General features: G+C 40.5%; 20 protein-coding genes and 5 pseudogenes. 9 read left to right on the top strand and 16 right to left on the bottom strand.

All coding sequences use genetic code 11. The features are described 5' to 3' along the window. The first annotated feature begins 93 nt into the window (after positions 1–93). Both BGL89_RS16955 and BGL89_RS16960 read left to right on the top strand, forming a co-directional pair. The gene (locus BGL89_RS16955; RefSeq protein ID WP_286826709.1) at positions 94–675 is read left to right on the top strand and encodes a phycobiliprotein lyase; all 582 of its coding nucleotides are present in this window, start codon (positions 94–96) and stop codon (positions 673–675) included. 251 nt (positions 676–926) lie between these two features. Then, positions 927–1,664 (top strand): annotated as a pseudogene (locus BGL89_RS16960) (phycobilisome rod-core linker polypeptide); the annotation flags it as partial. Positions 1,665–2,126: 462 nt separating this feature from the next. Here the strand turns inward: BGL89_RS16960 and BGL89_RS16965 are convergent. From BGL89_RS16965 to BGL89_RS17000, 8 genes and pseudogenes are all read right to left on the bottom strand, one after another. Continuing rightward, positions 2,127–2,450, bottom strand: coding sequence for a helix-turn-helix domain-containing protein (locus BGL89_RS16965; RefSeq protein WP_286826710.1), 324 nt, complete (start codon positions 2,448–2,450; stop codon positions 2,127–2,129). A 4-nt stretch (positions 2,451–2,454) separates the two neighbouring features. After that, positions 2,455–2,658 (bottom strand): annotated as a pseudogene (locus BGL89_RS16970) (PIN domain-containing protein); the annotation flags it as partial. A 68-nt stretch (positions 2,659–2,726) separates the two neighbouring features. Next, positions 2,727–2,903: a hypothetical protein gene (locus BGL89_RS16975; protein ID WP_238142409.1), complete on the bottom strand. Its 177-nt coding sequence runs from the start codon at positions 2,901–2,903 to the stop codon at positions 2,727–2,729. Next, on the bottom strand, positions 2,900–3,109 hold the full coding sequence (locus BGL89_RS16980) for a hypothetical protein (RefSeq protein WP_002771197.1): 210 nt from the start codon (positions 3,107–3,109) through the stop codon (positions 2,900–2,902). Before BGL89_RS16980 ends, BGL89_RS16975 begins: the two co-directional genes overlap by 4 nt. Before the next feature lie 82 nt (positions 3,110–3,191). After that, entirely contained in the window at positions 3,192–3,521 is a 330-nt protein-coding gene (locus BGL89_RS16985; RefSeq protein WP_286826712.1) for a helix-turn-helix domain-containing protein, read from the bottom strand. A gap of 24 nt (positions 3,522–3,545) precedes the next feature. After that, a pseudogene (locus tag BGL89_RS16990) lies at positions 3,546–3,692 on the bottom strand (type II toxin-antitoxin system RelE/ParE family toxin); the annotation flags it as partial. 67 nt (positions 3,693–3,759) lie between these two features. Next, complete coding sequence (locus BGL89_RS16995) at positions 3,760–4,392, bottom strand: tetratricopeptide repeat protein (RefSeq protein ID WP_286826713.1); 633 nt, start codon at positions 4,390–4,392, stop codon at positions 3,760–3,762. Positions 4,393–4,442: 50 nt separating this feature from the next. Then, the gene (locus tag BGL89_RS17000; protein ID WP_286826714.1) at positions 4,443–5,813 is read right to left on the bottom strand and encodes a caspase family protein; all 1,371 of its coding nucleotides are present in this window, start codon (positions 5,811–5,813) and stop codon (positions 4,443–4,445) included. A gap of 297 nt (positions 5,814–6,110) precedes the next feature. Between BGL89_RS17000 and BGL89_RS17005 the strand changes: the two genes are divergently transcribed. After that, complete coding sequence (locus BGL89_RS17005; protein ID WP_286826715.1) at positions 6,111–6,278, top strand: hypothetical protein; 168 nt, start codon at positions 6,111–6,113, stop codon at positions 6,276–6,278. A 2-nt stretch (positions 6,279–6,280) separates the two neighbouring features. Here BGL89_RS17005 and BGL89_RS17010 read toward each other — a convergent pair whose 3' ends face one another. Both BGL89_RS17010 and BGL89_RS17015 read right to left on the bottom strand, forming a co-directional pair. Beyond that, the gene (locus BGL89_RS17010; protein ID WP_286826716.1) at positions 6,281–6,898 is read right to left on the bottom strand and encodes a COP23 domain-containing protein; all 618 of its coding nucleotides are present in this window, start codon (positions 6,896–6,898) and stop codon (positions 6,281–6,283) included. A gap of 46 nt (positions 6,899–6,944) precedes the next feature. Then, positions 6,945–7,910, bottom strand: coding sequence for a serine/threonine-protein kinase (locus BGL89_RS17015; protein WP_286826718.1), 966 nt, complete (start codon positions 7,908–7,910; stop codon positions 6,945–6,947). 45 nt (positions 7,911–7,955) lie between these two features. On the opposite strand from BGL89_RS17015, the pseudogene BGL89_RS17020 reads away from it, so the two are divergent. Beyond that, positions 7,956–8,075 (top strand): annotated as a pseudogene (locus tag BGL89_RS17020) (phycobilisome rod-core linker polypeptide); the annotation flags it as partial. 14 nt (positions 8,076–8,089) lie between these two features. Here the strand turns inward: BGL89_RS17020 and mnmA are convergent. After that, complete coding sequence (mnmA, locus tag BGL89_RS17025) at positions 8,090–9,148, bottom strand: tRNA 2-thiouridine(34) synthase MnmA (RefSeq protein WP_286826720.1); 1,059 nt, start codon at positions 9,146–9,148, stop codon at positions 8,090–8,092. A 102-nt stretch (positions 9,149–9,250) separates the two neighbouring features. Between mnmA and BGL89_RS17030 the strand changes: the two genes are divergently transcribed. Then, the gene (locus BGL89_RS17030; protein ID WP_286826722.1) at positions 9,251–9,895 is read left to right on the top strand and encodes a hypothetical protein; all 645 of its coding nucleotides are present in this window, start codon (positions 9,251–9,253) and stop codon (positions 9,893–9,895) included. A 1,361-nt stretch (positions 9,896–11,256) separates the two neighbouring features. Beyond that, positions 11,257–12,306: an alpha/beta hydrolase gene (locus tag BGL89_RS17035; protein WP_286826724.1), complete on the top strand. Its 1,050-nt coding sequence runs from the start codon at positions 11,257–11,259 to the stop codon at positions 12,304–12,306. Positions 12,307–12,699: 393 nt separating this feature from the next. On the opposite strand, the gene BGL89_RS17040 is transcribed toward BGL89_RS17035, so the two are convergent. Beyond that, positions 12,700–13,677 (bottom strand): alpha/beta fold hydrolase, encoded by a 978-nt coding sequence (locus BGL89_RS17040; RefSeq protein WP_286826725.1) that lies wholly within the window; start codon positions 13,675–13,677, stop codon positions 12,700–12,702. 339 nt (positions 13,678–14,016) lie between these two features. Between BGL89_RS17040 and BGL89_RS17045 the strand changes: the two genes are divergently transcribed. Further along, positions 14,017–14,871, top strand: a complete 855-nt coding sequence (locus BGL89_RS17045) for a universal stress protein (protein ID WP_286826726.1) — start codon at positions 14,017–14,019, stop codon at positions 14,869–14,871. A gap of 340 nt (positions 14,872–15,211) precedes the next feature. On the opposite strand, the pseudogene BGL89_RS21325 reads toward BGL89_RS17045, so the two are convergent. Continuing rightward, positions 15,212–15,277: pseudogene (locus BGL89_RS21325) on the bottom strand (hypothetical protein); the annotation flags it as partial. 387 nt (positions 15,278–15,664) lie between these two features. On the opposite strand from BGL89_RS21325, the gene BGL89_RS17055 reads away from it, so the two are divergent. Next, positions 15,665–16,075 carry a hypothetical protein gene (locus BGL89_RS17055; protein WP_130758409.1) on the top strand — a complete coding sequence of 137 codons (411 nt, stop codon included), beginning with the start codon at positions 15,665–15,667 and terminating at the stop codon, positions 16,073–16,075. 115 nt (positions 16,076–16,190) lie between these two features. Further along, a complete protein-coding gene (locus tag BGL89_RS17060; protein WP_286826729.1) occupies positions 16,191–17,468 on the top strand; it encodes a hypothetical protein in 1,278 nt (425 codons plus the stop codon). A gap of 375 nt (positions 17,469–17,843) precedes the next feature. Here the strand turns inward: BGL89_RS17060 and BGL89_RS17065 are convergent, their stop codons facing one another. From BGL89_RS17065 to BGL89_RS17075, 3 genes are all read right to left on the bottom strand, one after another. Next, entirely contained in the window at positions 17,844–18,236 is a 393-nt protein-coding gene (locus BGL89_RS17065; RefSeq protein WP_002753443.1) for a pepsin/retropepsin-like aspartic protease family protein, read from the bottom strand. Next, positions 18,229–18,447: a hypothetical protein gene (locus tag BGL89_RS17070; RefSeq protein ID WP_002753442.1), complete on the bottom strand. Its 219-nt coding sequence runs from the start codon at positions 18,445–18,447 to the stop codon at positions 18,229–18,231. The genes BGL89_RS17065 and BGL89_RS17070 overlap by 8 nt, the downstream gene beginning before the upstream one ends. 191 nt (positions 18,448–18,638) lie before the next feature. Continuing rightward, a complete protein-coding gene (locus BGL89_RS17075) occupies positions 18,639–18,863 on the bottom strand; it encodes a DUF433 domain-containing protein (protein WP_286826730.1) in 225 nt (74 codons plus the stop codon). Positions 18,864–19,128: the final 265 nt, after the last annotated feature.

Genomic DNA, 19,128 nt, shown 5'->3' on the forward strand with positions numbered 1-19,128 from the left:
GTGCAACCCTGGAAGTTCTTAAGTGCTATATTAAAGATCAAGAAAAGCCGTCGTAAAACGACGGGGTTTTAACCCAAATTTTCGATAAAAACTATGGACGGGATGACCTTTTTTCAGAAAAGTGCGGGACAGTGGAAATCTCAGCGCACTACCCATCATTTACCCTTTCGACGCTCAGAAACCGGCGATTCCGAGATTTATGTGGAAGCTTTAAGCGCCGATAACCCGAAAATTGTCGCTATCTGTGAAATGCACGAAGTCGATCCCGCTAAGACTGTGGGGGGTGCCTTTGTCAGTTGGGATGGTTCAATGCAGTGGGACAAAGAAGACGAAAATCATCAAGGAACCACCGTTTTTGCGCTAATTCCCGATGAAGATAATCCCCAAGCTGGTGTTCTCCTGCGGGAGCGAGGTTATGCGGAAATCGTTCCCGTGGCGGGCCGTTATCACATTGATGAACAGGAAGGTTTAGTCTTAATTACAGAATACGAAACTATGACCTCGATCGAGCGTTTTTGGTTTGCCGATGCCGATTTACGTCTCCGCACTAGCACAGTTCAACGTTTTGGCGGTTTTAATACTGCCACTTTTTGTGCTGAATCCCGCAATCAGTCATCGGAGTCAGTCTCTAGTGATTCCCCCGAACCGTCATCCTATTCGATTAGTGGCTGGTAAATTCAGTCATCAGTCATCAGTCATCAGTCATCAGTCATCAGTCATCAGTCATCAGTCATCAGTCATCAGCTTTTTTCTCCCCTCTCCCCCAACCCCCAACCCCCAACCCCCAACCCCCAAAATCCCGGATGGTAAACAAGTTTTCTTAACAATTGTAAGAATTTTTAATATTTCTTTTCTAGTTGGCACTTACTCCCTTATCATTATGAGGAAAGTTTTTTAAGCATTTCTAAGGATACGGAGGTTTACCCTTGGCCATTCCTCTTTTAAATTACGCCCCCAAGTCCCAAAACGTGCGGGTAGCTGGTTATGATGTCGGTGGAGACGAAAAACCGAGAGTTTACACGACGGAAAATGTCCTCTCCCCTACCGACCTGGACGATTTAATCGAAGCCGCTTACCGTCAGATTTTCTTCCATGCCTTTAAATGGGATCGGGAACCTTTCCTCGAATCCCAATTACGCAATGGACAATTATCGGTGCGGGATTTCATTCGTGGCCTACTGTTATCGAAAACCTTCTATAACAGCTTCTACGAGAAAAACAGCAACTATCGCTTTGTCGAACAGGTAGTACAAAGAGTTCTCGGTCGCGATGTCTATAGCGAAAGAGAAAAAATTGCTTGGTCGATTGTCGTTGCCACCAAAGGTATTCAAGGTTTTGTCGAACAACTGCTCAACAGTGACGAGTATCTGCAAAGCTTTGGTTATGATACCGTTCCCTACCAACGTCGTCGCACCCTGGCCAGCCGCGAAATCGGTGAGCGTCCATTCAACATCACCTCGCCTCGCTACGATGGCTACTATCGTGGTATTTTGGGCTTCCCCCAAATCGTTTGGCAGAATGCTGTCCGTCGCTATGTTCCCCAAGAGCAAAAACCCAAAGCTGGCGATCCTTCCAGCTTCTTGGCTATGGCCCGGGGTCTCGGTAGCGCCAAAGGCAATCCTGTACCAAGAGTCTCCGCTATGAATATTAACATCGAGGCTTCCCCTAATTGGCAGAATGACCCCCAAACCATAATCAGGTTATTCTGTGAATTGGTGGCTCTCCCTATGGGGTGGCTCCTAAAATAATCCCCCCAGCGAGATCGTATTCCAAGGCAGACCCTTGGAACAAGGATATTAAGTATTGATCTTCTAAGTAGGGGTTGCTGAATAATGGTAAAAACCTTTTAAAATAAGGCTTTTGACCTGTTAAAATCCGATGTTCATGCTGCGAAAATAGGATTGGGACTTTCAAAACCCTGGCATTATCCTTCTTGTAGTACATAGCTTGGTACAAAAAACAAGGGCAATAAAGCCTGAAACGACCGGCTACTGACTCCTACCCCCAGGAAAAACTTTTTGCCGCAAACCCTATCTATAATATCAAATTTTGTACGACTTTTTTCCACGTTCAACACTTCTGGGTTTCTAGGTTTATCTTGAATGTCGGGGTGAAGACCCTCGCTTTTAGCGACGGGATGAAACCCCGACCAGTATAAAACAGCAAAGCACGACTTTCGGCTTAAGAATTATTTCAACATCTTTATCAAGAGCGTTGAGAATATGAAACAAATCTTCAAGAGAAAATTGACTCAGTTTTCCCTTGATTAATTGAGATGCTTCTAGTTTTGATATTCCTAAAGTTTCTGCTGTTTCAGCTTCCGTGAAGTTCCGTTCATTGATTATATCAATAATCCGAGATAGAATTTGAGCGCGGACTAAAGTTTGTTCGGCTTCTGGGTCGCCAAGATCAGCGAAAATATTACTATTACTTTTTTCAAAATCACTCATTTTGTTATTCTCCTTGATTTTTTAACCATTCTTGATAACTTATTTCAGCCAGTTTTATTTGAAATGGCTCCGTATTTTTCCAACGATAGGTATTCACATCTCGATAATCAACGGAAAGAATTTGACCTGAACCTAATTCTTCTGCTAAAATAACCAAAGATGCGTCGGCTAAATCCATTGGCAAATCTCTATATTTTTGCATCAGTTCTCTCTTCTGTGTAAGAATCAACTAAAGATCAGTTCATCGTTAATAATTGCAACACCAATGCGATAATCTCATATTTTGATACGATAAAAACCCTGATAACCTTTAAGCTTTTTGAGGTTTTTTATATCATCCAGTGTTTGAGCTAATTTGCATTCATTGACAACAGTTTTGATCTCAGATAATAGTTTTTGATCTTTAATTTTTCTTAAGTCTTTGGAGAATTTGGCTACAAATTGAATTTTCATTCAGCTTCTCCATTGAGAATAGCAAAAACTTCTTCTTCTGGAACAAATTCACCATTTAATCCTTCCGTAATAGCATTAGCTAAACCAATATCTTCTAGAGCTTCGATAACAATTTCATAAAATAGTTCCCGTTTGTTTTGCATCATTTCAATGAGGATCTCGGTTAGGATTTCTTTGGTTTTTTCTTCGGTAATAATTGATGACATTACGGTTAGTCCTTTCTTGAAAGTTGGCTGGTGCGTTACACTAATATTAACACACCTTACGAGATTGGCGATCGCACTTAGATTAGGATTTATTTCGATACATGACCTGGATACTTACACTAGAGTTTGCTACGGCTTGGGGAGTGACTAAGATTTCTATATTCTGACCTAATGCTACTAGAAAGCTAAACATCTGCTCAAGAGAAAATTTTTGCAATCTGCCATTTTTTAAGTTAGAAATTTTAGCCTCGTCAATTCCCAAAATTTGACTGACCTCCTGCTGGTTTAATCCTTTTTCAGTAATCAGATCATAAATCACTGAAGCCAGCTTGACTTTAGCGAGTTTTTCTTCAGCATTAGCCAAGCCTAAGTCTTCAAAAATGTTTCCTGAACTAATAGTATATTCTGTCATAATCATTTATCCCCTTTTTGGTATTTATTGTTGCTCTTTGGCAATCTCCTGTGCTTTTTTCAGGCGTTCTTTGATTAGATCAATATTTTGTTTTGGTGTTTTAATCCCTGATTTTGATTTTTTCTTAAAGGCATGGAGAATAAAAATAACATTGCTTAGTTTAAGAGCATAAAAGAAGTCAGATTTGATGCTAATGTAATTGTGTTAGTGCTTTATATTGTTATACCCCTTCAGATGGTTATTGATTTCTTTTTGCTTCCTCGGCTAACTTTTTGTTATTAGAAGCATCAGCATATTGAGGATCAATTTCCAGAGCTTTATTATAATCTTTAATCGCTTTATCATATTCTTTTAAATTATAGTAAACATTCCCTCGATTATAGTAAACATAAGCATATTGAGGATTAATTTCAATGGCTTTATTATAATCTGCCATTGCTTTATCATATTCTTTTAAATCATCGTAAACCAATCCTCGAACCAAGTAAGCATCAGCATATTGAGGATTAATTTCAATGGTTTTATTATAATCTGCCATTGCTTTATCATATTCTTTTAAATTATGGTAAACAAGTCCTCGATTATAGTAAGCATCAGCATATTGAGGATTAATTTCAATGGCTTTGCTATATTCTGCCATTGCTTTATCATATTCTTTCAAATCACTGTAAACATTCCCTCGACCACTGTAAGCATAAGCATATTGAGGATCAATTTCCAGAGCTTTATTATAATCTTTAATCGCTTTATCATATTCTTTTAAATCACTGTAAACATTCCCTCGACTATAGTAAGCATCAGCATCTTGAGGATTAATTTCCAGAACTTTATTATAATCTTTAATGGCTCTTCGGGACTTGGTATGGTTCAATAGGGGGGCATAAATCGACTAAATCCTTATCTGGTAAGGGATTTAATTGATTAGTTCGCTCCAGAGACAAACCGAAGAGCCTCTTTAATGGCTTTATCATATTCTTTTAAATTATGGTAAACAAGTCCTCGATTATAGTAAGCTTGAAACAATTGAGGATTAATTTCAATTTGAGGATTAATTTCAATGGCTTTATTATAATCTTTAATGGCTTTATCATATTCTTTTAAATCACGGTAAACAAGTCCTCGATTATAGTAAGCTTGAAACAATTGAGGATTAATTTCAATGGCTTTGTTATAATCTGCCATTGCTTTATCATATTCTTTTAAAATACGGTAAACATTCCCTCGATTATTGTAAGCATTAGAATATTGAGGATTAACTTCAATGGCTTTATTGTTATCTGCCATTGCTTTATCATAGTCTTTTAAATCAAGGTAAACAATTCCTCGATTCTTGTAAGCTTCGGCATATTGAGGATTAACTTCAATAGCTTTATTATATGCCGCGATCGCTTTATCATATTGATTATTATTACGGTAGTCTTCCCCTTGCTTAAAATAGGTTTCAGCAGTGGTAGAATTAGGTTGAGATGATTGTGCTACCGTAACAGGATTAAAAGAAAAATCCCCCACCAAAGAGGAATACTCCCAAGGAACTTGCTTATTTTGAGTAGCTTGTACAAGATCCTCCCGTACCCGTTTAAACATCAACTCCACATCTAAATTCGGTGTTTTCAGATGCTTTAATAAAAAAGACGTATATAACCCATTTTCCCCCTCTCCATCAGCAGCAACCCCTCCTGGTTCCGTCGCAAAAGCAATCAAGGCACCCCTAGCTGATTGTATCGGAGCCAAACCCCGTTGACTAGAGCGCCATTTTCGAGCAAAGGGATTATTGCGACAAGCATCAAGAATGACAATATTCATCTGATTTGCCGCATCTTCCATCCTAGCTAAGACTTTTCCTACCGGAATCGCCTCATAGCGCACATCTTCTGCCACATCCAGCTTCGCATTTACCGGAATAAGATAATTTTCCCCATCCACTTGTATACCATGTCCCGCATAATAAAATAATCCCACTCCTCCTGCCTTAAGTTGGTGGTGAAATGTGTCAATAGCATTTTCAATCTGCTTTAAATCAGCATTTTCCAGCAAAATAACATCAAAACCAACATCTTTAAGCGCATTCGCCATCGCTTCTGCATCATTAATCGAGTTTTTGAGAGGATTATCCTGATAACTCGCATTTCCAATAACTAAGGCTGTGCGTCGTTGTTTTTGTTGACTTTGTGACTGATTTGTGGTAATAGTAATTCCACGATCTTGAGGTTGCTGGTTTTGACAGGATACGAGGGAGAAAATTAGGGGAAATAGGGATAAAATTAGGCAAAGTTTCAATAATTGCGGTTTCATGGCAATTCAGATAAGCATTGGAGGATAATAATGGGATTGAACTGATTAGGGAAAGGATGAAATTATTTCCCGATGATATCATATCTATTGCAATATTTGCTATACTTAACAATTATTTATTATTTGCTGACAACACTAGACGGCGGATGCAAGCAACTGTCCAGTATATTACAGGGAGGATGAGTTATCTTATGAAGATACTCAAGAAGCAGAGGAGGATTTCTCAGAGCAGTTAGGTCGAGTTTTAGAAGCTAAAATAGTAGTCAATGGAATTAGAATCCGATTGGAGAATTAACGATGACTTCAAAACCATTTACTGAACAGGAATTAGCCGAAATATTAAAAATCGTTCAGCAAGGAGAAAATAAACTCAGAGAAATGAGCGATTATGCGACAATTCTAGCAGAAAAATGGAGAAGCAAAACCCAAAACACTCCTAATCCCGTAAACAAAGGTATATTTTGAGTCTAAAACGCTCCCCCGTTGTTTGGTTTAGATTGCTGTGTTGGGGATTTTTCTACTTTCAAAATCTCAGATAAATCATAAAAAACTTGCTGCTTTTTGCTAGAATTTTTAGAATCATTTACTCCTCTAGTTAAGGCTGCATTGTGTTCAGGTTCTTGGCGAATTTTCATAAGATCATCTAGTACTGCATAAGGCTCATCCTTAGTTTCCAAAGTAAAGAGTAAATCATCTTGATCACAAGTAGCCCTTTTGGATTTTACTCCACAGACAACGGAAACTTCTCGATCGCTAATCCAACTTGCTACCGTAGCCGTGATATACTGTAATCCATCCCGATCATAAATATCTTGGAATCGTCTAGAAACTTGATCACATCGCTTTTGAGGATTCCATTGATTACCAAAATAATAATTATCTGGTTTCCAAATAATTATAGTAAAATCTTTGTTTGTGCTTGGATTATGTACAATAGTAGCTGGGGCATTTTTACCTAAATATTGAGCATTTCCACAGTAAAAATTAGGTTTTGTTGCTGCATTAGAATCTCCTTTACATCCTGATGTCAGCATTAGCAAACCAAACAAAAGTGAGACTGCTATTCCCGAAGTCTGACGCTTCATAAATCTTACTTACTCCTGTTAAACTTGTTCCTATTACCTTTATAGCTTAAAAAGCAGGTTGATGTTGTCTCTCGTTGTTTTGTTGTCTCTCAGATAAAGTGTTCAACCCAATACCAATTACTCCTCCTAAAAGTAACATTAAAATTAGGGGAATAACGGCAATTTTACCCCCATTCTTCTGTATAGTTGGCACCATGGTAGGGGAGACTCCCTGTAAACCTTGAATTGCTTGTAAAGCTTCTTTAGCTGAGGGGTAGCGTTGTTGAAAATCTGGATGACTCATTTTAACTAAAATATCAGTAAATTTAGGTGTTATTTTGACGTTATTTTGCCAATGTATTTCTCCTGTTTGATTATCAACTAATTGGGTAGGATAATATCCCGTTAACATCTGAATAGCAATCATTCCCACAGAATAAATATCACTGCTAAAGGTAGGTTTTCCTAGATTTTGTTCATTTGACATATATCCTGGTGTTCCTATTCCAATTGTCTTAGGTTGGTTTTGAGTATTACTTAAATTAATAATCTGTTTTACCGCACCAAAATCAATTAAAATAATTTTATTATCTAGTTTGCGTCTAATTAAGTTATCAGGTTTAATATCCCGATGAATAACGTTATGCTGATGTACAAAAGCTAAAGTTGATAATACATCTTCTAAAAATTCAATTACTGCTATTTCTTCCCATTGTTTCCCTAGTATAATTTCCTCACCTAAAGGATGTCCCTCAATATATTCTTGAACGAGATAAAATTGATTATTTTCAGAAAAATGGGCAAATAATTGGGGGATTTGAGCGTGTTTTCCTAATTGATAAAGACTTCTTGCTTCTGTATCAAATAAACGCGTTGCTATTTGCCAAGATTGGGGATCAGATTGGGGTTTAAGTTGCTTGACAACACACCAAGGATGATCTGGTAATTGGGTATCTTTAGCGAGAAAAGTTTCACCAAATCCACCAGAAGCAAGCGATCGCACAATTTGATAACGATGGACTAATAAATTCACCCTTATCTTACCTGCTGATAAATAGTGGTTATTATAGCAAGGATCGCCAGCTTCTTGGCTATGGCCCGGGGTCTCGGTAGCGCCAAAGGCAATCCTGTACCAAGAGTCTCCGCTATGAATATTAACATCGAGGCTTCCCCGAACCATAATCAGGTTATTCTGTGAATTGGTGGCTCTCCCTATGGGGTGGCTCCTAAAATAATCCCCCCACCGAGGACGATTTCCCCTTCATAAATTACGGCTGCCTGGCCCGGGGTGATGCTAAATTGTGGTTGATCAAAAACCAGTTTCACTTGATTATTTTCTAGGGGAATAACATTGACGGGAACAGCCGGAGAACGATAACGTACCTGTACTTGCGCGCGGATAGGGGTGGTGGGTTCAGCAATAGAAACCCAGTTCATCCGTCCGACAAGACAATCGGTACTAACGGCACTTTCGCGATTACCCACGATAACCCGATTCATGACGGGATCCAGTTGTACCACATAGAGGGGTTCGGCGGCGGCGATGCCGATGCCTTTGCGTTGTCCGATCGTATAATGATGGATACCGCTATGTTTACCCAAAACTTTGCCATCGAGATCAACGATATCGCCCTCACTAACGGCGATATACTTATCCAAGAACGATCGCATAGTTCCGTGAGCTTCAATCAAGCATAAATCCTGACTATCGGGTTTATCTGCCGTTTTTAAGCCGAATTCCTGGGCAATCCTGCGGGTTTCTGCCTTGGTTTGTTCTCCCAAGGGAAATAAAGTCCCACGCAGTACATCTTGAGTGAGATCATAGAGAAAATAGGATTGATCTTTATTTTTATCGACGGCGCGCAGCAGTTGATAACGGTTGTTTTCAGGAGAAAAACGAATTCTGGCGTAGTGACCGGTGGCAATAGTGTCCGTTTCTAAGGTTTCTCTGGCATAATGCAGCATCGGGCTAAATTTTACCGCTTTATTGCACTGAGAACAGGGCAGCGGTGTGATTCCCGCTTCGTAACCGGAAACCAGATAATCAATAATTTCTTTTTGGAAAAGCTCGCGACTATCGACGATATGATGGGGAACCCCCAACTGCTCACAAATAAAGGCCGCATCTACCATTCCCTCGGAGCAGCATTGACCTTTACCCTTCATTAACCACAGGGTCAAGCCAATAACATCATAACCTTGAGCGTGTAAGACGGCAGCGGCGACAGAGCTATCTACTCCCCCCGATAGACCGACAACAACTTTTCCCATAAATCTTGTAATGATTTTTAACCAATATACTTTCTAGACTAGCATCTCCTACTTTAAAATTTGGACATGGTGTACCCAAATTTTGTGTGAGGACAAACCAGCATGATGAGAACAAACCTACTGTTTTTCTCGGCTTTATTTTGGTTAAAAGTCGGGATAATCGCTCAAGGAACGCTGCTGCTAAAAGCAAACTTATCTTTTGCCCAGAATCTTTATCCCGGTCGTCGTTTGCCTCCACCACCGGCAGTGAGACAACCAACTAAACGTTCAGACAGTCCCAGTGGTGCTAATTGTTCCCAATGTCCACCCTTAAATTTGCCCCCGGTTAATTCTCCTTCAGTTAACCCCCCGGTGGCTGCCCCGGTTTCCGGTAATCAACCCCTGAGAGAATACGTTTTTCAAGCTCCCGCTACCGTGCTTCCTGCCGATGCTACGGTGATTAATAATAGTAATCGTCAAACTGTCAATCCACCAGCCCCCACACCGCAAAATCGCGCCAATAAACCCCCTTCTCCCCCACCACAGCAGCGGGTTATTGCTACTAATCAACTCTTTCGCGTTGAAGTTCAGAGTAATAGTACAGAAACGTTGGCAAAAATTCAAGAAATTGAACCCCTCGCATTTATCCGCGCGGGAGAAAATGTTATTCAAGTGGGGTTATTTCAGCAACAATATCAAGCTAAACAACGGGTACAAGAGTTAACTAAACAGGGTTTTAGCGCTCAGATTATTACCCTCAATAATTAGGGTTTGCTGAAAAAGTCTGTTGGTGTAGGGTGTAGGGTGTAGGGGTTTTATTCCCCCCGTTCACTCCAATGGCTGACACTTTTTGATATCAAAAAAGTCTAAAGATATTATCCAACAAGGTTTTTAGATTTATTTGGCCTGCCCTACTTAATAGACCTCTTGTAAAAATCAAAAATTGTTGTTAGGGTTAGGATTCAGAAGTCAGGAGAATTAAGAATGAACGATAGCTTCATGCCTATTTTTCTCATTTTTGAACTCTCAAAAGTTAATTAGGCAATAAGTCTCTAGGATTTTGGCTAATCTCGATCGAATCTCTTGCCTCTCGTCTAATCCTAACCAAGAAGTTAATTTTGTCCTATTAACTCACCGTTCGCTCATTTCTCGGCTCTTCTCGGTTCTGTCTGATAAGTTTTACTTACATAGGATCGATCAATCTTTGTGTCCTTTGTGTCTTTGTGGTTCGTTCCAACCCCTCGCTAGGATGAAGGTATCTTAGAATACATTTTACCCACCAAACCCAAGAGAGCTATTTCTCGAACCGAAAATTTGGTAAATTGTCTCAAATGCAGTCTAGCAAACGCATTGATTGTTCTACTCGGACATTTGTTAGTACAAAAAGACCATTTTGAGGTTAACGAATTGATTAGGGTTTGAGCGAGCCAATTGGAGATCGCACTTTCGGCACTGTTCTACTTACCTTATTTGCTAAAAAGCATACAGTATAAAGGTAAAAGCAATTTTAAAACCCTTGCCTTAAAAAATTAAGCGAACAATGAGTCAGTAGTTCAACAAGCTCACTAACATGAACGCTCGGTCGAACGCTGATCTCACGGCCAAAGCCTGCTCGTGGTGTAAAATCTTTGTAGGAACTAGACAAAGGAGTATTTGAAGCTAACACTTCAATTCAAGCAAATTTTGTAGAAATACAACTATCGTAGGGCATACGAAAAGTAACGCTTAGGGAGAGAACCACATCTGGATTGGATAACGCAAGGCATCTAATTTAAGTGGACTCGTTGAACTAAGAATCCCTCGCTTTTAGTGACGGGAGTGTCAAATGACCATATAAATGGTCGCTGACCCTGACACACGATGGAGACATAAACCCCAACACCAAAGTTAGCAAAACTACCCGCGCAAAGGAGAAGCAAAATCGTTAGACAACCCGATGTGCAACTAAAAACTACAGAATCAAGGTTCCCGAGGATGCTTTATCTCTGCTGATTTCTGAGAGCCTTGTAAATCAAGACTAAAAATATAGTTGAACACGGGATCAGACAGGGAAAAGAGGAGGGGCAATGGGCTAAAGTGGTTTAGCCTATCCTGTTCCCAAAAAACCGAAGAAAATATGGAGATTTTGGATGACGACAATTTACTTTGCTACAAACCGCAACCTGGTTACCTCAAATGATTTAGAGGCGGGTTTTGACTTCGGGAGTACCTTTAGTCAGGATGGACTGGCTAACTTGCGTTTTGGAAAAGCCGAGGTAACGGGTGAGAACTTTTCTCAGTACCAAATCCAAGTTGCCCCAGAAAATCTGCTGGGTGATCCGCCCGTTTTGGGCAGTCAGGCGATCGCCCTGCAAGTCCGCAAACAGATGATCGAGAATGCGGAAGATACATTGATCTTCATTCACGGCTTCAACGTTTCATTTCGGAGCGCTCTAACGGCTGCGGCTCAACTGCACCAAGTGTTGACTGCCAGAGACCCTGGCGATACCGAGCCTCCCCTCAAATTGAATATATGTTTGTTTTCCTGGCCTTCAGACGGTGCGCTTCTGTTTTCCGATCCGAGAGCCGCCAATGCGATCGCTTACAAGAATGATCGCCAAGATGCCGCCGCTTCTGGGGCGGCATTTGCCCGCGGCTTCCTCAAAGTTGCCGATTTCATTAATCAGACTGAGGCGCGGTGCCAACAGAGACTTCATCTCACTGCCCACAGCATGGGCAATTATGTCTTGCGCCATGCTCTACAGGAATTGAAAAGGCAAGTAGGCAACCAACTGCCCAGACTGTTCGATCAGGTTCTGATGATGGCAGCCGATGAGGATGATGATGCTTTCGATCTCGACTACAAATTGTTGTCTCTGTCCCGGATCACCCGCCGGACAAGTGTCTATTTCAACCGCAACGACCTCGCTCTTTGGGCCAGTGATAAGCTTAAGGGTAATACCGCCCGTCTGGGGACAGATGGTCCAATCCAGCCGCGACAACTTCCTCGCAATGTCTATCCGATCGATTGTACCCGCGTGGTATCTAGTTTTACCGATCCTTCAGAGCATGGCTATTATCTGAATGTCCCCCGGGTTGTCAGGGATATGCGTCTAGTATTAGGGAATCAAATTCCCCCCGATGAAATTCCAGGTCGGAAGTACGTCGCTGAAACTAATCGCTATCGACTCCTAGAATGAGTGAGGTTTAATTTACTGCTCTAAAATGCAAACGCCTATCACAAAGGTTTTAAAGTGATTGGGAGATTTGACTTTATCTTAGCGTCAGCAGAAGTCCCATACTCCGCAGTCTAAGTGTCACAACTCATTGTTCGCTTAATTTTTTAAGGGAAGGGTTTTAAAATTGCTGTTACCTTTATACTGTATGCTTTTTAGCGAATAAGGTAGGTAGAACAGTGTCGAGAGTGCGATCTCCAATTGGCTCGCTCAAACCCCAATCAATTCGTTAACCTCAAAATGGTCTTTTTGTACTAACAAATATCCGAGTAGAACAATCAATGCGTTTGCCAGACTGCACTTAAGACAATTTACCAAATTTTCGGTTCTAGAAATGAGCGAACGGTGAGTAATTACTTAGCACACAGAGTTAATTTTGTCAAGCAAAATTCTGACCGCATCGAGCATCACATCCGGTTGATCCATCCAGACAAAATGACCACTTTTATCCGCTTGTATTTCCATAAAATCTTCGGATAACTTGCCTAATTCTAGGTGCATCTCCTCCCGGAGTCGATTGGCACTTTTGAGGGGAATAAACCGAGTCCAAAGGGAAGGTTTAAAAAAAGAATTAGCTTTAATACTAACTATCGGTAAATTACCGAAATTGTTAGCCTCACTCACCTGACGAGCGCTTTGGTCGAGATTAAGCATTTCTCTACTCATCGTCATCCAGTGTTTAGCGCGACAGAAAGAACGCTTAACTCGATAACGAGAATCTGGGGAAAAGCGACGCAATTCTGGTTTTAATAATTCAAAAACTCCCAGAACTTTCAGAACTCGGATAATGCCTAAAATTGAGCCGATAATCGACATCCAAAATCCAGAGATGAAAAATAATTTTAATGCCTTTAATGCTGGCGACATTTTCAGCATTCCCTGCTCGTGTAAACCATCGGTGAGTACCAAATCTACTACTTTTTCTGGGAACAGATGGGCATATAGTCGAACATTATAACTGCCAAAAGAATCACCAACTAAAATATAAGGCGGTTCTATTTGTGCTTGGGTTAGTAATTTATCTAATTCCTGAACAATTTGGTAGCTAGTTCGGGGATATGGACTAGAATCGCTCCAACCATAACCCGCTCGATCATAAATACAAACCCTAGCCAATTGTGACAATTCTTCTATCAAAAAATATCCCTCAATTCCCCCTAAACTATGGTCAATAATAATAGTGGGACTAGCCGATCCCGCTAGACAAAAATGTAGGCGATATTTACCTAGATTAATCAAATTACCTGGCGGTGCTTTTTGTTCTTCTAACCAAACAGATAACGTCTGATAAACTGTCGTCGCTACTAGGAGAATTACTCGAATTGATAAAGACATAACTAGACCTCTTGTAAAAATCAAAAATTCTCGTGGTTGCTGGAGAATTAAGAATGAATAATCATCAATTAAATGGTCGATTAATGGTGAACGGCAGCAGTTATTAAAAGAGAGCGCCAGCATTGCCTCCAAAATTTAGTACTAATGAACGTTTGACACCATGATTTTGAGCCAGGTATTTCTAATCAATTAAGCATAAATACTTAAAAATGCCCTCATCTGCGGCATCGCATTTACCGAAGAAAAAGCGCTTAATAAGTTGTTAAATTTCGGGAACAACATTAGCAGTATGCTGAAAATTGGCGAAGACTATTAAGATCATAGACCGAGTTTAATCTTATGCTAGAGAAAATACTATACGCTGATTCCGGCGCAGGTCAAACCCAAGAAATGCTACAAGCATTGATGGATCTCCCCGCTATCCGGAAAGCGTCGATCACCATTCTCCGGGTTGTTCCCCCTCAGATTACCACCGAAGCCCTGGCCAGTAAATGGGAAGAAGGAACCCAAATGCTGACTAAAATCCTGCAAGAAGTCAAAATTGAACCCAGCAAAGTTTCCACTATTCTGCGTCAAGGAGATCCCAAAGATACCGTCTGTCAAGTTGCCGACGAAATCGGGGCCGATTTGATCCTGATGGGTTCCCGAGGACTCAAGCGACTGGAGGCAATTCTAGAAAATTCCGTCAGTCAATACGTCTTTCAACTGACTAATCACCCGATGTTGTTGGTAAAAGACGATATTTACGTCAAAAAAATCAAAAAGGTGATGGTAGCCCTCGATAAGTCCACTTCGGCTGATTTAGCTCTCGATCTGGCTATTCATCTCCTGCGGGATTATCCTTCAGCAGAGTTAATTCTGGCCCGCGTCAACCCCGACTTAAAACCGGAATTTGCCCCCACTTCCCCCAAAGAAATGGAAGAAAACCCGATTTTAAGGCCCGCAGTGGCAAAAGTGAAACGGATGAATATACCCTATCGCTGCCTGGTGACGGGGGGTAAACCGGGAGAACAACTCTGCAAACTCGTCGATGATTATAATGTCGATCTCTTACTGTTGGGTTCGCCCGATCGCCGTCCTTCCGTGGCTAAGAGTTTACCGGATCTCGATCGCCTTCTCGGTACTTCCCTCTCGGATTATGTGCGGGTTAATGTCAACTGTCCCGTCCTTTTAGCTAGAAAAGAAGGGATTTAACCCTATTGGGTGTAGGCAGGTAAGTCTTGACTCATTTGATTTAAGTTGCTGGCAATGGCTTTCATCGTCATAAAAGCCGAGCTAAAGGCGATTGAGCAATCCTAACTTTGGTGGGTTGAGAATGACCTGGGCAGCGATCGCAGTTTGTTGTGCGATCGCTAAAATCATCAGCCATTTTTACTTTTTTGGTGAGGACGGTGGGCAGACCTTTGGAGCGTTTTGCCCTTAAATATTCACTGATATTACCCAGTTCAATTTTCAGAACTTCTCGATAAAGGAATTCAATTTTAAGAACTTCTCGATCAAGGAAAAGGATGGCGTTGAGGGCTTGGTTTTGGGTGGCGGCGGCAACGTTTTTATCAACGGCAAGATGGGTCAAAAAGGACTTGATCTCTTCTTTTCCCATCTCACGGGGATGTTTTTCCTAATGGAAGAGCAGATAACGCTTAATCCAGTCCAGATATGTTTGTTCGGTGCGGTAGGAGTAATGCGGTAGGGCGGATCGTCTCTCGCACTACGTCTAGGAGTTTTCGGGGTGGGGGAGGGTTCATAACAGAGTATGCTAATCGGCATAACACGCTTATTGTAATATTATACGGAAAACTTCTTGCGATCACTCTATTTGAGCGTAATATACAGAAAGATTCTTTAAAAAATGTGTATTTGGCGTAATGTACGGAAAATTTTCGCATAATATATAGTTAGACACCCAGTTCTAGGTGAGAATATAATCTAATTTGTTGCGTGAGTATGCCCACCATCTTGAACATTATTCTTTCTCGAGGAGCTTTCTATGTCTGATTCAAATATAAGAGTTGGAAAAATTGGTAACATTAACGCAAACAATAACAAAGGGGTTGTAAATCTTCTTGCTGTAAGCCAAGATATTCAAAACTCCATTTCAGACTTAGCTTTGCCAGATGCTAATGAGCAAGCTAATGCCAAAGAACTCCTTGAAAAATTGCGTAAGGAGATTGAGGATGCTTCAGAACTCAATGATAAAGAAAAAGAGAGAGCTTTAAAGCAAGTTAAAAGTTTGGTGGAAACTTTACAAATGAAGACACAAGTACAAACAGATTCAGGTCTTCAGGAACGTGCAGAAAATGCAATCACTTTGATAAGAGGCATTGTTGCTGGCATTTCTAGTGCAGTTTCAATATTCAAAGTATTGTCTGAAATTTCCTCTTTGTTTGGTATTGCCTAAATTTCAATATTTTAGCTATTCAAGTGTTCCTTCATGACGTAAAGGAACACTTCTTTTTGATAATTAACTTTAGGTGTTTTCTGTACTGTTTTCAATTCAACTAATATACAAGTAGATGACACGTTCTTCAGCCATCGCTGTTATTTTATCGTTTCTAGTGCTATTCATTGCACTAAAAATAATTTTTCACTGGTCAAGTCCACTAGATATCTTTCGAGGTATCCTAATTATCCTATTCTTCGGTTATTTCCCATCTATCTTAGCAATATTAGTGGGAAATACTCTTGATAATACAGATAGGTTTAACCCTATATTTCGCGTCATATTATCAAGCATTATTTTGATAGGCTTAACGGCGACTATCATTTTAGGGATAGTAATAAGAAATGCTCCTCGTGATCTACCTCCTGGCGCACAATCAGAGATTTCTAAGGCTTTCGAGAGGCTTCCAAGAGGTATATTTGTATTTTCTTGTCCTAAAGAAATGACTCTTGGAATATCTGAAAAATGTAAAGCTAGGATTGCAAATGAAGAGTTTTTATTAGCATTTCAACAACTTTTAAGGGAAGGATTGGATAAAGATATAAGTGAAAGAGAACTTCGATATGTTAGTCCCATAATGAATGTCAAACTAACATCTCAGAAGTTCCTGTCGTGGAAAGCCTTTGATATCAATCCACAAGAAGATGGTGGTAATCAACCAGTTATAGATCAAGACTTTACTAGTTGGGAGTGGGATGTAACTCCACAAGAATCAGGCAAAAAGAAGTTAAAGTTTATAGTGTCTGTCATAATTAGAATTCCTGGCTACCAAGAATTACTTCCAAAACGATATGAAGAAAATGAAATCGAGGTAGCCGTCAAGCATAATCCAATTTTCTCTTCGACTAATTTTGTAAAACATAACTGGAAGTACCTTGTGGCAATAGTCTTCTCTTCGTTAATTGCTTTTCTAATTGCCAAAAAACTTAAGATAATAGGAACAAGTATAGAAATAGGCAGCATAGGTGACATCGATCTAAAGAATAACGAGGGTGTCATAAACCTTCTTGCATCTAGCCAAAATATAAACAGTAGTTTTTCTAAAACATCTTTCGTTAGAAAAATGGTAGAAGGTTTACCTGATTCATCTAAAATAATGAAGGATTCACTAGAAAATTTACGCCAATTCATTCAGTATAATCCTAAGCTAAATAACGAGCAAAAAGAACAAGCCTTTGATGTAGTAAGAAGACTAATCGAGCTTTATATGGAGCAGGATAAGCCAAATATTCATGGCTGTGTTCTTACTGAAATGGACAAACTTAAGACAATAATAAGGAATGGTTCTAGTGTTGAAGCAGGATTTAAACTTGTAGATCAAATAGCATCCATGTTATTGAAGAGGTTGTAGATTGAATCCATGCGGAAGTTGCTTGATTGGTTGTGGATTGGTGCTTTATTTGAGTAGTGCGATCGCCTCGCCCGTAGGTTGGGTTGACGCAAGGAAACCCAACATCAATCAACTCATAACAGAGTGCGATGCCGAAGGCACTGCGTAGCAGCACGCCGATCTTGTAGGGTGCGTTAACGAAGTGAACGCACCTTATCTAATGTTCAAAATCCGTGGGTTACGCTAACGCTAACACAGGCTACATCATATCGATCGCCAAGATTAAGTGCGATCGTTTATCTCCGTAGGCTGGGTTGACGGCAGGAAACCCAGCATTGCTTTTCTCTATCAACACTAACCAAAAGCGCGATCCCACCCAAAACACATCGACCCTTATTAGAAGCGGATAATTTCGATCGTGCATCGCGATCGTTGAAAACAGACATCAAATTCTCGAAAAAAGTTCGTTTGCCCAAGAATTAAGGGTATCTGAGAGGTTTTTGCCCAAGCAAAGGCTAGACGAACAGGTTCCAAATTCCCAATTTGAACATACACAAATAACCCTCGTGCTTCAACCCTTGCAAGATTTCCGGCCAATGGCAAGCGGACAGTTTGTTCCTCCCAAATTGCACCCAATTGCGGCCCGATGTCGTAAGGTAATAGATTGACCGTAGATCCGGTATCCAGCAGGGCATTCGCAGAAACAGAAAGGCCTGCATGACTCAGAGTGATGGGAATCGTGGGTAATGCTTCATCGTCGGAAAGGGGAAATTCGACTGTACTAGGCATGGGTAGATGCCTCTCGGTCATCCTGAATCATATGCATCAGAATATTGGCGGCTTCCGTGGCATCGTAGGGGGACCAAATCGGATACTCTGATGCGGAAAAGATAACCTGTAGTTCAGCATCCGGGATTTGTGCAGCTAGGAGTTTGAAGAGTGATAATTTGTCTGTCTGGCTCAGATTGTTGACCAGAAGAATTAACTCAGTGAGTGACATGGCTTAAACTTCTAGATATGCGAGAATAAATTGATCATAAGCGATCTGTGAGGTACGGTCTAACAATCCCGTTGCACACCGACCGTATCAGGTTGGTCGGTGCTGAGTAACAAGAACCACATCATGTCCAGCATCAATTAGAAATCTCGCAGTGATTGCGTAAACGTCTTGATCGAGAAGAAATTTCATTATTAAGCCGACAAGAGTTTAATGTCTTCAGCCGCTACTAAAGCGATAGCATATTGCAGACAAGCACGAATGTCTTCAATTTGTAAATCAGGGTAATAATCCTGAATAATTATACTGAAAGAGAGTCCCTCATTTAGCAACTCAAGAACACTCTGCACAGTGATGCGCGTCCCTTCTATGCAGGGCTTCCCAAAATGAATTTGAGGGTTAACAGAAATTTTATACATTGTTGTCACCTAGTCGTAAGATGCCCTTATTTTAGATCACATTGCACAAAAAAAGCCGTATAACAAGTCGCTGCACCGGAACGCCGTCATTTGGTTGGTTGAGTGCGATCGCCGATCTTGTAGGGTGCGTTACGGCGAATTATTAATTTTAGTTTTTTGACTAAATTGATAGCCGCCTAACGCACCCTACTGGTTTGTTTCAGCTAAGATAGGGCAATAGATTTCGGCTTAAAGTCTTAGATTATAGAATTTATAGCATTTTTCT

It is taken from the genome of Microcystis sp. LSC13-02 (assembly GCA_002282935.1).
In the GTDB taxonomy this organism is placed as follows: Bacteria; Cyanobacteriota; Cyanobacteriia; order Cyanobacteriales; family Microcystaceae; genus Microcystis.